Source organism: Rhizobium sp. AN5, from assembly GCF_900215255.1.
Lineage (GTDB): Bacteria > Pseudomonadota > Alphaproteobacteria > Rhizobiales > Rhizobiaceae > Agrobacterium > Agrobacterium tumefaciens.
This window is the reverse complement of the sequence record NZ_OCMJ01000004.1, coordinates 2,235,155-2,247,627: the sequence shown is the minus strand read 5'-3', so window position 1 is coordinate 2,247,627 and position 12,473 is coordinate 2,235,155. Positions and strand designations below refer to the sequence as shown.

Annotated in this window: 11 protein-coding genes; 8 read left to right on the top strand and 3 right to left on the bottom strand. The window is 58.4% G+C overall.

What is annotated here, in order from left to right; genetic code table 11:
* Positions 1-287: 287 nt before the first annotated feature.
* The 6 genes from rutA to rutF are packed head-to-tail and all read left to right on the top strand — an operon-like array spanning position 288 to position 4,494.
* Positions 288-1,379, top strand: a complete 1,092-nt coding sequence (gene rutA, locus CRP02_RS23755) for a pyrimidine utilization protein A (RefSeq protein ID WP_003504013.1) — start codon at positions 288-290, stop codon at positions 1,377-1,379.
* Positions 1,376-2,116 (top strand): pyrimidine utilization protein B, encoded by a 741-nt coding sequence (gene rutB, locus CRP02_RS23750; RefSeq protein WP_003514094.1) that lies wholly within the window; start codon positions 1,376-1,378, stop codon positions 2,114-2,116. Before rutA ends, rutB begins: the two co-directional genes overlap by 4 nt.
* Before the next feature lie 26 nt (positions 2,117-2,142).
* Positions 2,143-2,529: a pyrimidine utilization protein C gene (rutC, locus tag CRP02_RS23745; protein WP_003492069.1), complete on the top strand. Its 387-nt coding sequence runs from the start codon at positions 2,143-2,145 to the stop codon at positions 2,527-2,529.
* A gap of 14 nt (positions 2,530-2,543) precedes the next feature.
* A complete protein-coding gene (gene rutD, locus CRP02_RS23740; protein ID WP_179784115.1) occupies positions 2,544-3,335 on the top strand; it encodes a pyrimidine utilization protein D in 792 nt (263 codons plus the stop codon).
* Positions 3,336-3,352: 17 nt separating this feature from the next.
* The gene (locus CRP02_RS23735; protein ID WP_097172454.1) at positions 3,353-3,943 is read left to right on the top strand and encodes a malonic semialdehyde reductase; all 591 of its coding nucleotides are present in this window, start codon (positions 3,353-3,355) and stop codon (positions 3,941-3,943) included.
* 26 nt (positions 3,944-3,969) lie between these two features.
* Positions 3,970-4,494: an NADH-dependent FMN reductase RutF gene (gene rutF, locus CRP02_RS23730; RefSeq protein WP_097172453.1), complete on the top strand. Its 525-nt coding sequence runs from the start codon at positions 3,970-3,972 to the stop codon at positions 4,492-4,494.
* A 196-nt stretch (positions 4,495-4,690) separates the two neighbouring features.
* On the opposite strand, the gene CRP02_RS23725 is transcribed toward rutF, so the two are convergent.
* The 3 genes from CRP02_RS23725 to CRP02_RS23715 form a co-directional block, all read right to left on the bottom strand.
* Positions 4,691-6,124 carry an NAD(P)(+) transhydrogenase (Re/Si-specific) subunit beta gene (locus CRP02_RS23725; protein WP_003514086.1) on the bottom strand — a complete coding sequence of 478 codons (1,434 nt, stop codon included), beginning with the start codon at positions 6,122-6,124 and terminating at the stop codon, positions 4,691-4,693.
* A gap of 19 nt (positions 6,125-6,143) precedes the next feature.
* Entirely contained in the window at positions 6,144-7,718 is a 1,575-nt protein-coding gene (locus CRP02_RS23720; RefSeq protein ID WP_097172452.1) for a Re/Si-specific NAD(P)(+) transhydrogenase subunit alpha, read from the bottom strand.
* 188 nt (positions 7,719-7,906) lie between these two features.
* Positions 7,907-9,790 carry an MFS transporter gene (locus CRP02_RS23715; RefSeq protein WP_003514082.1) on the bottom strand — a complete coding sequence of 628 codons (1,884 nt, stop codon included), beginning with the start codon at positions 9,788-9,790 and terminating at the stop codon, positions 7,907-7,909.
* Between the two features lie 508 nt (positions 9,791-10,298).
* Here CRP02_RS23715 and CRP02_RS23705 point away from each other — a divergent pair.
* Together CRP02_RS23705 and CRP02_RS23700 are read left to right on the top strand one after the other, a co-directional pair.
* Positions 10,299-11,333, top strand: coding sequence for an aspartate-semialdehyde dehydrogenase (locus CRP02_RS23705; protein WP_003514078.1), 1,035 nt, complete (start codon positions 10,299-10,301; stop codon positions 11,331-11,333).
* 215 nt (positions 11,334-11,548) lie between these two features.
* Positions 11,549-12,364 carry a lytic transglycosylase domain-containing protein gene (locus CRP02_RS23700; RefSeq protein WP_097100836.1) on the top strand — a complete coding sequence of 272 codons (816 nt, stop codon included), beginning with the start codon at positions 11,549-11,551 and terminating at the stop codon, positions 12,362-12,364.
* Positions 12,365-12,473: the final 109 nt, after the last annotated feature.

The following is a 12,473-nucleotide window of genomic DNA, read 5'->3' as shown; positions in this document are numbered from 1 at the left end:
TGGATACAGGAACAAGTGCGGCATGACGGAGGAGTGGTTTTCGGATGTCGTGCAACGCTCCACAACCGTTGCAAGAGCCTCTCATTTCCCGCACATTGCGTTCGATATTTGCCGAATAAACAGGCATATTAATTTACCAAATGATAAAATTTTTATCTTTTGGTAAAAATAAATTCGCCTCTAAAAATTATCCAATTGATAAAATTATTTTTTTTCGTCTGGCACGGAACCTGCTACTCTTTCTTCAAATCAGGAAAACGCCTGATGCCAAAAAAGGGAACAGCAAAATGGAAGTTGGTGTTTTTATACCGATCGGGAACAATGGGTGGCTCCTTTCCGAGAACGCGCCGCAATACAAGCCAAGCTTCGACCTGAACAAGGAAATCACGCTGAAGGCGGAAAAATACGGTTTCGATTTCGCACTGTCGATGATCAAGCTGCGCGGCTTTGGCGGCAAGACCGAGTTCTGGGATTATAATCTGGAATCCTTCACCCTGATGGCGGGCCTCGCCGCCGTTACCTCCAAGATCAAGCTGTTCGGCACCGCCGCCACGCTTGTCATGCCGCCGGCCATCGTTGCGCGCATGGCGACGACGATCGATTCCATTTCCGGCGGGCGTTTCGGCATCAACCTGATTACCGGCTGGCAGCGTCCTGAATACAGCCAGATGGGGCTTTGGCCGGGCGACGATTATTTCGGTGATCGCTATGAATATCTCGGCGAATATACCTCCGTGCTGAAAGAGCTGTTGACGGAAGGGCAGTCGGACTTCAAGGGCAAGTTCTTCCAGATGGATGATTGCCGCATGAAGCCGGTGCCGCAGGGGGATGTGAAGCTCATCTGCGCCGGTTCCTCCAATTCCGGCATGGCGTTCTCTGCCAAATTCGCCGATTACAGCTTCTGCTTCGGCGTCGGCGTCAACACGCCAAAGGCTTTTGCACCCACCAATGAGCGACTTCTGGCGGCAACGGAAAAGTCCGGTCGCGAGGTTAAATCCGTCGTGCTGACCATGATCCTCGCGGAAGAAAAATCCGAGGATGCCTGGGCGAAGTGGGAGCATTACAAGGCGGGCGCGGATGAAGACGCGATCAAGTGGCTCGGCCTGCAGAGTTCTGTCGACACCAAGTCCGGCTCCGACACCAATGTCCGGCACATGTCCAATCCCGTCTCGGCGGTCAACATCAACATGGGAACGCTGATTGGCTCCTATGAGGAAGTGGCGGCGATGCTGGATGAAATGAGCGAAGTGCCGGGAACGGGCGGCGTGATGCTGACCTTTGACGATTTTCTCGAAGGCGTCGAAAAATTCGGCAAATATGTACAGCCGCTGATGAAGAGCCGCCAGCATGTGCTGGCCGAACTGGAGGCAGCGGAATGAGTGAAGCCGTCGTGGCGGGTTACAAGGGGCCGGAAAGCCGTTCGGAAAGTGTCACACTTCCCGCAAGGCCAGAGCCGATTACCCTCAAGCCCAGCGAGACCGCCGTTGTCGTGGTCGATATGCAGAACGCCTATTCGACCGAGGGCGGTTATGTCGATCTTGCCGGGTTCGACATTTCCGGCGCGAAGGGCACCATCGCCAACATCAAGAAGACGCTGGATGCAGCGCGGGCAGCAGGTGTTCAGGTCATCTATTTCCAGAATGGCTGGGACAAGGACTATGTCGAGGCCGGTGGGCCGGGTTCGCCCAACTGGCACAAGTCCAACGCGCTGAAAACAATGCGCAAAAGGCCTGAATTGCAGGGCCAGCTACTGGCCAAGGGCACATGGGACTATGCCATCGTTGACGAGTTGCAGCCCCAGCCCGGCGATATCTTGGTGCCGAAGACGCGTTATAGCGGCTTCTTCAACACCAATATGGACAGCGTGCTGCGTGCCCGTGGCATCCGCAATCTGGTCTTCGTCGGCATCGCCACCAATGTCTGCGTGGAAAGCTCGCTGCGCGATGCCTTCCATCTCGAATATTTCGGGGTGATGCTGGAAGATGCGACGCATCATCTGGGCCCGGACTATATCCAGCAGGCGACGGTCTACAATGTCGAGAAATTTTTCGGCTGGGTCGCGACCGTCAATGATTTCTGCGGCGTCATCTCGCAGGCCGCACCCGTCAGGGATTGATCCCCAAACACAAAGAGGAGAATGAAATGCCGAAGAAGATCGTCGTGCCTGCCGGTACAAGCAAACCCATCGCCCCTTTTTCGCCGGGAACCCTTGCCGATGGCGTGGTTTACGTTTCCGGCACGCTGCCATTCGACAAGGACAATAATGTCGTGCATGTGGGCGATGCCAGCGCCCAGACGCGCCATGTTCTGGAAACCATCAAATCCGTTATTGAGACCGCCGGCGGCACGATGGAGGACGTAACGATGAACCACATCTTCATCACCGACTGGGCGAATTATCAGGCCGTGAACACGGTTTATGCCGAATATTTCCCCGGCGACAAGCCAGCGCGGTATTGCATCCAGTGCGGCCTCGTAAAGCCTGACGCGCTGGTGGAAATCGCCACCGTCGCCCATATCGGTAAATAAGGCGAAACGGCAAAATGATGCATTTCGAGGTTCATGGCCGGGCCGAGCCTGAGGCGCCCACTATCCTGCTGTCATCGGGACTGGGTGGATCGGGCGCCTATTGGGCGCCGCAGATCGAGGCCCTTTCAAGCCATTTCCGGATCGTTACCTATGACCATCGCGGAACTGGCCGGACCGGCGGCGAGGTGCCGGCAGATGGCGGCATATCGGCGATGGCCGATGATGTGCTGGAGATCGTCTCGGCACTGAACCTCGAAAAATTTCACTTCATGGGCCATGCGCTTGGCGGTCTGATCGGACTCGATATCGCCCTTCGCAAGCCCGGCCTCATCGACAGGCTTGTTCTTATCAATGCCTGGAGCAAGGCCGATCCGCATTCCGGGCGCTGCTTCGATGTGCGGATCGAGCTTCTGGAAAAATCCGGTGTCGAGGCTTTCGTGAAAGCCCAGCCGCTGTTTCTTTATCCTGCGGCCTGGATGTCAGAGCATCAGGAGCGGCTGGCAGGGGACGATGCGCATGGCGTCGCGCATTTTCAGGGCAAGACGAATGTGCTTCGGCGCATCGCGGCGCTCAGGGCCTTTGATGTCGACGCCCGCCTCGGCGAGATCGGCAATCCGGTTCTGGTGGTGGCAACCAAGGACGATCTTCTGGTGCCCTATACCCGTTCGCTGCGTCTTGCGGAGGGTTTGCCGCAAAGCGAGCTTTGCCTTCTCGATTTCGGAGCGCATGCAGTCAATATCACCGATTCTGACCTTTTCAACGCGCGGCTTTTGCAGTTTCTGCTACCGGCAACACAAACATTCTGACGGGATTTGAGAGTAAAATGACGAGAGCATTGGACGACGCTGCATTGGCAACACTTTTCACCGAGGCCCGCACCCACAATGGCTGGACGGACAAGCCGATCGGCGATGAGACGCTGATAGCGCTTTATGACCTGACGAAGATGGGGCCGACCTCGGCCAATTGCTCGCCGGCGCGTTTTGTGTTCGTGCGCAGCCCGGAAGCCAAGGAAAAATTGAGGCCGGCGCTTTCTTCGGGCAATCTGGAAAAGACCATGGCAGCACCCGTCACTGTCATCGCTGCCATCGACAGCGAATTTTACGAGAAATTGCCGGTGCTGTTTCCCCATGCCGATGCGCGTTCCTGGTTCACGTCCAGTGCGGCGATGGCCGAGGAAACGGCATTCCGCAATGCCACGCTGCAAGCCGGTTATCTCATTCTTGCCGCCCGCGCGCTCGGGCTTGATACCGGAGCCATGTCCGGTTTCGACAAGGGCAAGGTGGATGCGGCATTTTTTGCGGGTACCACGTGGAAATCCAATTTCCTCATCAATCTTGGTTACGGCGATCCGTCGAAGCTGTTCGGACGCCTGCCGCGACTTGCGTTCGAAGACGCCTGTGTTCTGGCTTGAGGCCCTGTTAAGGAAGGATGGTTTAGATGCGGATGATGTCTCTTGAAAAGGAAGCGGAAATGGAGACGAAGACTGCACAGGAACGCAGCCTCGATTATAGAAACGCCATGGCGCGGCTCGGTGCGGCAGTCAACATCGTCACCACGGACGGTGTGGCAGGCCGTGCGGGATTTGCAGCGACGGCCGTTTGCAGCGTTTCCGACAATCCGCCCACGCTTCTCGTCTGCCTCAACCGCGGCTCTTCCGCTTATAATGTGGTGAAGGGCAATAGCGTCATCTGCGTCAACACGCTTGCTTCCAAGCACGAGGTACTGAGCACCCTGTTCGGCGGCAAGACACCGGCGGAAGAACGTTTCGCTGCCGGAAGCTGGGGCGTGCTCGAAACCGGCGCGCCGGTTCTGGAAGACGCGCTCGTCTCCTTCGATTGCCGCATTCGCGAGGCACATGATGGTGGCACGCACGATATACTGATCTGCGATGTCGTCGATATGAAGATCAATGAGGGCGACGAAGCACTGATGTATTTCAACCGGCGTTACCGGGTGCTTTGAGAGCGGTCTCTGGGGCCGGTTAAACTCACGATCAGCTATTTGCGCGCCGTCATCCTCGGGCTTGTCCCGAGGATTTGCAACCGATTGATTTTATTCGACGTGGATAGATCCTCGGGACAAGCCCGAGGATGACGGCGGAGCTTTCTTTTCACGTCAGTAAGAAGGGCGCTCCCGGAGACCGGAAACGCCCTTTTCATTACTTGATCAGCGGCAAAAGATCGTTGATCGACTTCTTCGCATCGCCGTAGAACATGCGGGTGTTGTCCTTGTAGAACAGCGGGTTCTCGATGCCGGAATAGCCCGTGCCCTGGCCGCGCTTGGAAACGATGACCAGTTTGGATTTCCATACTTCCAAAACCGGCATGCCGGCGATGGGCGAGTTTGGATCGTCCTGTGCCGCCGGGTTGACGATGTCGTTGGAGCCGATGACGATGACGACGTCGGTATTGGGGAAATCGTCGTTGATCTCGTCCATTTCCAGCACGATGTCGTAGGGCACCTTTGCTTCGGCGAGCAGCACGTTCATGTGGCCGGGAAGACGACCAGCAACCGGGTGGATGGCGAAGCGCACGGTCTTGCCGTCGGCGCGCAGCTTGCGCGTCAGTTCGGAAACGGCCTGTTGTGCCTGTGCCACCGCCATGCCGTAACCGGGCACGATGATGACGCTGTCAGCGTCGTTCAGCGCTGATGCCACGCCTTCGGCATCGATTGCCACCTGCTCGCCCTCGATTTCCATCGCCGGACCCGTCGTGCCGCCGAAGCCGCCGAGGATGACCGAGATGAAGGAGCGGTTCATGGCCTTGCACATGATGTAGGACAGGATCGCACCCGAGGAGCCGACAAGCGCACCTGTAACGATCAGGAGATCGTTGCCGAGCGTGAAGCCGATGGCCGCCGCCGCCCAGCCGGAATAGCTGTTCAGCATCGAGACGACGACAGGCATGTCTGCGCCGCCGATACCCATGATCAGGTGATAGCCGATGAAGAAGGCGGCAAGCGTCATCAGCACCAGCGTCCATGCGCCAGCACCGTTGCAATACATGATGAGCAGGACGAGCGACAGGATCGCGGCACCGGCATTGAGGACGTGTCCGCCCGGAAGCTTCTTCGCCTTGCCGTCCACCTTGCCGGCAAGCTTGCCGAAGGCGACGACGGAACCGGTGAAGGTGACGGCGCCGATGAAGACGCCGAGGAAGACCTCGACCTTCATGATTGCCAGTTCTACCGGCGTCTTGTGGGCGAGGAGGGCGGAAAAGCCTGTCAGCAACGAACGCGCCGTCTCATCGAGCGAGGCGACATGCGCTTCCTCGATGTGGGCGTTGAAGCCGATGAAGACGGCGGCCAGACCGACAAAGGAGTGAAGTGCTGCAACAAGCTGCGGCATCTCGGTCATCTGCACGCGGTTTGCGACGAAGTAGCCGAGAACGGCGCCACCCGCTAGCATCAGCAGCACGATGAACCAGTTGCCGACATCAGGTCCGAAGACCGTGGCGACAATGGCAAGACCCATGCCTGTTATGCCGTACCAGACGGCGCGCTTGGCGCTTTCCTGCCCGGAAAGACCACCGAGGGAGAGGATGAATAGAACGGCTGCGGCAACATAGGCCGCGGAAACGATACCAATGGTCATTATGTGTCCCCTACACGGCTCAGGACTTCTGGAACATGGCGAGCATGCGCCGTGTCACAAGGAAACCGCCGACGATGTTGATCGTCGCGATCAGGACGGAAAGTGAGGCGAGGAGCACCACCAGCCAGTTGCCGGAGCCGATCTGCAGCAGTGCGCCGAGAATGACGATGCCGGAAATCGCGTTCGTCACCGCCATCAGCGGCGTGTGCAGCGAGTGGCTGACATTCCAGATGACGGAGAAGCCGATAAAGCAGGCGAGCACGAAGACGATGAAATGGCTCATGAAACTTGCCGGCGCGTAAAGGCCGACGAGAAGCAGGACCGCCGTACCGATGACGAGCAGACCGACCTGACTTTTCGTCTGCGCCTTGAACTCGGCCCGTTCCTTGGCGTGCTTTTCCTCAGGCGTAAGCTCTTTTGCTCGTTCCTTGGGTTTCTGCGCGGCGATGGCCTGGATCTTCGGTGGCGGTGGCGGAAAGGTGATGTCGCCCTGATAGGTGACGGTCGCGCCGCGGATGACGTCGTCTTCCATGTTGTGAACGACCTTGCCGTCCTTTGCGGGCGTCAGATCGGTCATCATGTGACGGATGTTGGTGGAATAGAGCGTTGAGGCCTGCGTGGCCATGCGGCTCGGGAAATCCGTATAGCCGATGACGATGACGCCATTGTCGGAGACGACGCGCTGGTCGGGCACCGTGAGATCGCAATTGCCGCCGCGCTCGGCGGCGAGGTCGATGATGACCGAACCCGGCTTCATTGCCGCCACCATGTCGGCCAGCCACAGCTTCGGGGCGTCACGGCCGGGGATCAGCGCCGTGGTGATGACGATATCGATCTGCGGTGCCAGCTCGCGGAATTTCTCCAACTGCTTTTCGCGGAATTCCGGCGAGGAGGGGGCGGCGTAACCGCCGGTCGCTGCGCCATCCTGGCTCTGGTCGGCGAAATCGAGATAGACGAATTCGGCGCCCATGCTTTCGATCTGTTCGGCCACTTCCGGGCGCACGTCGAAGGCATAGGTAATGGCGCCGAGCGAGGTTGCCGTGCCGATGGCGGCAAGACCGGCAACGCCGGCACCGATGACCAGCACCTTGGCGGGCGGCACCTTGCCGGCGGCGGTCACCTGACCGGTGAAGAAGCGGCCGAAATTATTGCCGGCCTCGATGACGGCGCGATAACCGGCAATGTTGGCCATGGAGGACAGCGCGTCCATTTTCTGGGCGCGGGAAATGCGCGGCACCATGTCCATGGCGATGACATTTGCGCCCTTTTCCTTCGCCTGCTCCAGAAGGTCCTTGTTCTGTGCGGGATAGAAGAACGAGATCAGCGTCTTGTCCGAAGACAGGCGATCAATCTCCGACGTTTCCGGCGGACGAACCTTGGCGATGATGTCGGCGCCGGTATAAAGCGCATCGGCGCTATCGACGATGGTGACACCGGCTGCGCGATAGGCGTCGTCGGAAAATCCCGCTGCCTTGCCCGCGCCTGTTTCGAGGATGCAATTATATCCGAGTTTCTGCAAGCCTTGCGCGCTGTCGGGCGTCATGCCGACGCGCGCCTCGCCATCATATAATTCCTTAGGCGTCCCGATTTTCAAAATGGCTCTCCCTTTTCCGCACGATAGGGCGTCATAGCCTATTTCGAGCGTTTTTGTCTTGTTTTTGGCGGTTTCTACCTGCGGCGGATTGACAGCCCGCGAAAGGCCAGTTCGGGCACTGGCGGTACTGCGGCAATAAAAAACCCGGCGCGTCAGCGCCGGGTCTCTATCGTCGGGAGCGAAACCGCTCACTCCATGGTGTGGATGTCGCGATCCTTGGTTTCCGGCAGGAACAGCAGGCCGATGACCAGCGTGATGCCTGCGAAAACGATCGGGTACCAGAGGCCGTAATAGATATCGCCCTTCGCCGCGCTCATCGCAAAAGCGGTGGCGGGCAGCAGGCCGCCGAACCAGCCGTTGCCGATATGGTAGGGCAGCGACATGCCGGAGTAGCGGATGCGGGTCGGGAACAGTTCGACCAGCAGGGCCGCAATCGGGCCGTAGACCATCGTCACGTAGATCACGAGGACCGTCAGGACCGCGATGATGACAACCCAGTTCACGGCAGCCGGATCGGCGACCATGGCGAAGGTGCCACCACCGGCAATGCTGTAGACGGCCATTTCCGCCGCTCCGGCGGTCTCGGCCGGCGTCAGCAACTTGTCGGCCACCAGCTTGTCGGTCGCCACCATCTTCTTGTCGGCGGCGCGCACGGCTTCCGCATTGAGGTTGAGTTCCGGGTTGGCGGCAATGAAGGCATCCAGTTTTGCGTCCGGCACCTGTGCTACGCCGCGCACCAGCGGGTAGCCGCCGTCATGCAGCGCGATGTTGACCTGTTTCTGGAAGGCCCTGTCTTTTGCGGCAGCATCCGCGCCGGCTGCGATGGCGTCGTAGCTCGCAATGGTGGCGTCGCCGATCTTAACGCTTGCCGGCGTGCCAGCCGCTCCGGCAACGACGTCATAGGGAACGGAGTTGCGTGTCAGGAACGAGGTGGCGATATCGCAGGATGTGGTGAATTTCGCCGTACCTGTCGGGTTGAACTGGAACTTGCAGTCGCCCGGAGCAGCGGTCACGGTGGCGCGAACGCTGGCTTGCGCTTGCGCCAGTGCCGGGTTGCCCGCCCATGTGAGCGCCTTGAACAGCGGGAAGTAGGTCAGCATCGCGAGAACGAGACCCGCCATGATGATCGGCTTGCGGCCGATCTTGTCGGAAAGCCAGCCGAAGAGCACGAAGAAGCCCGTGCCGAGAATGAGGGCCGCCGCGACCATGATGTTGGCCGACTGGCCGTCCACCTTCAGAATGCTCTGCAGGAAGAACAGCGCATAGAACTGGCCCGTATACCAGACGACGGCCTGACCGATGACGGCGCCGACGAGGGCAAGCAGGGCGATCTTTGCGTTTTTCCACTGGCCGAAGGCTTCGCTGAGCGGTGCCTTGGAGGTCTTGCCTTCTTCCTTCATCTTCTTGAAGGCAGGAGATTCGTTCATTTTCAGACGAATCCAGACCGATACGCCAAGCAGCAGAACCGAAACGAGGAAGGGAATACGCCAGCCCCAGGCGGCGAAGGCTTCCTTGCCGAGTGCGAACTGCACGCCGAGAATGACCATCAGCGACAGGAAGAGGCCAAGCGTCGCCGTCGTCTGGATCCATGAGGTGTAATAGCCTCTGCGACCGTTGGGCGCGTGTTCGGCCACATAAGTTGCAGCACCGCCATATTCGCCGCCAAGCGCCAGACCCTGAAGCATGCGCAGGATGATCAGGATGATCGGGGCTGCGATGCCGATCTGCGATGCACCGGGCAGGACGCCGACGAGGAAGGTCGAAACGCCCATGATGAGAATGGTGATCAGGAAGGTGTATTTACGGCCGACAATGTCGCCGAGACGCCCGAACACCAGGGCGCCGAAGGGGCGCACGAGGAAGCCGGCGGCAAATGCCAGAAGCGCGAAGATGTTGCGTGTCGTTTCCGGATACTGGCTGAAGAAGTTCGCGCCGATATAGATCGCGAGCGAGCCGTACAGATAAAAATCGTACCATTCGAAGACTGTTCCGAGAGAAGAGGCGAAAATCACCTTCTTCTCCTCACCCGTCATGGGACGGGCGGCGCCGCTCACGGCTGCTACGTTTGCCATTGTCTGTCCTCCACAGATGTCAAATGAGCGCATTGCAGAGCCCTGTCTCTCCTCCGGACTCCCCCGTAAGGGTGCAATGCGCGTAATGTCAGAGTGACAGAAAATTAACCCCAATGAGAGCGATGCTTTCGGATTATGACTTTAGTCTAATGCATAACGTGCAAAAATGTCGCGAGGTGGTATTTGCGCTTATGCGCCGGGTCGCTCGCAACGTGCCTTTTTTCTTGACACGAACACCAAACCTTCTAATAGCTTCTCGCGAAGAAGGAGCATCACCTTGCGCAGGCATGTTGCAGACATGATTGTCATGGAAGGACCGGCACAATCCGCCGGCGATGATCCGCGTCTTTCTTATTCTATCCGAATTACGGCCAAAACGACGATTAAAACCGTCTGACGTCTCTGGCCACCGCTCTCTCCCCGGTTTGGCTGGGGATCGAGGAAGCCGCAATGCGATGCGGGTTCCCCACCTCACCCAAAAGAGGAGAGACAGAAAGAGAGCTTGATCATGGGTTTCAAAGTTGCAATTGTAGGCGCCACCGGCAATGTCGGTCGCGAAATGCTCAACATCCTGGCCGAACGTGGTTTTCCGGCAGATGAAGTCGTGCCGCTCGCTTCCTCCCGCTCGCAGGGCACGGAAGTCTCCTATGGTGACCGCACGCTGAAGGTTTCCAACCTCGAAAACTACGATTTTTCCGACACCGATATTTGCCTGATGTCGGCCGGCGGCGAGATTTCCAAGAAGTGGTCGCCGAAGATCGGCCAGCAGGGTTGCGTCGTCATCGATAACTCGTCTGCATGGCGCTACGATCAGGACGTTCCGCTGATCGTTCCGGAAGTCAATGCCGACGCGATCTCGGGCTTCACCCGCAAGAACATCATCGCCAATCCGAATTGCTCCACGGCCCAGCTCGTTGTTGCGCTGAAGCCGCTGCATGACTTCGCCAAGATCAAGCGCGTCGTTGTCTCCACCTACCAGTCCGTTTCCGGCGCTGGCAAGGAAGGCATGGACGAACTGTTCCAGCAGACACGCGCCGTCTTCGTGGCCGATCCGGTCGAAACGAAGAAGTTCACAAAGCGCATCGCCTTCAACGTCATCCCGCATATCGACGTCTTCATGGAAGACGGCTATACCAAGGAAGAATGGAAGGTTCTGGCCGAAACCAAGAAGATGCTCGATCCGAAGATCAAGGTAACCTGCACGGCTGTGCGCGTTCCTGTTTTCATCGGTCATTCGGAATCGGTCAACATCGAGTTCGAAAACGAGATCACCGCAGATCAGGCGCGTGACATCCTGCGCGAAGCGCCGGGTTGCCTCGTGATCGACAAGCATGAAGATGGCGGCTACATCACTCCGGTTGAATCCGCCGGCGAGGATGCGACCTATATTTCGCGTATCCGTGAGGATGCGACGGTTGAAAACGGCCTCAACATCTGGGTTGTTTCGGACAATTTGCGCAAGGGCGCTGCCCTCAATGCCATCCAGATCGCCGAACTCCTGGTCAATCGTGGTCTCATCAAGCCCCGCAAGGCTGCGGCTTGATACGATTTTTTAAGGTTCGTTAAGTATAACCCGTCTGTTCTGTGTGGGGCAGGCGGGTTTTCCAATTGGCTGTCATCACGGCCAGTTTATTTGCAGGCCTTGCTGCCGAAAGGCAATTTAGGCGGCCAAAAGGCAATTTGGCACCCGGACCCATACAGCAGCGACGTTTTGGTTCTCGGGATAAATTCCCCAAAGGATATCGAAGGCAGATTTTGATGCGGGCAATGAAGGCAATTCTGGCTGGTGTGGCCATGGTCTCGGTTTTGGCGGCGACGCCGGTTGTGGCTGCGCAATGCGGCAACACTTCGGCAGGGTTCGACGCCTGGGTCGGTGCCTTCAAGCAGGAAGCGGCGGGCCGCGGTGTCAGCGCCTCGGTGCTTGATCGTGCCTTCTCCGGCGTCTCCTACAATCAGCCGACCATCCGCGCCGATCGCGGCCAGCACAGCTTCAAGCTGTCCTTCGACCAGTTCATGCAGAAGCGTGGCGGCCAGACGATCATCTCGCGCGGCAAGACCATGAAGAAGAACAATGCGGCTCTCTTCGCCTCGATTGAAAAGGCCTACGGTGTGCCGGCCGGCCCGCTGCTCGCCATCTGGGGCATGGAAACCGGATTTGGCGGCTTCATGGGCAACCAGCACACGCTGTCCGCCGTGGCGACGCTTTCCTTCGACTGCCGCCGTTCGGACTATTTCACCGAGCAGCTTTATGCGGCCCTGAAGCTCGTCGGCAGCGGTTCGCTGAACGTTAACGCCAAGGGTGCTGCCCATGGCGAAATTGGCCAGACGCAGTTCCTGCCGTTGAACGTTGTGCGTTACGGCGTGGATTTCGACCGCGACGGACGCATCGATCTCGTCGGTTCGCGCGCCGATGCGCTGGCCTCCACGGCCAACTTCCTTGTCGGCCACGGCTGGCAGCGCGGTGCGGGTTATCAGCAGGGGCAGACGAATTACGCGGCCATTCAGGGCTGGAACGCTGCTAGCGTTTATCAGCAGGCGATTGCGTTTATCGGCAAGGCGATTGACGGCCAATAAGGCCGCTTTCTCCCAATTGGAACGCCCACTTCCGTCATGCCGGACTAGTTCCGGCATTCAGTCACGGCGCGTCTGCGCCGTGAAAAAAATCCTAAGCAATCAAAGACTT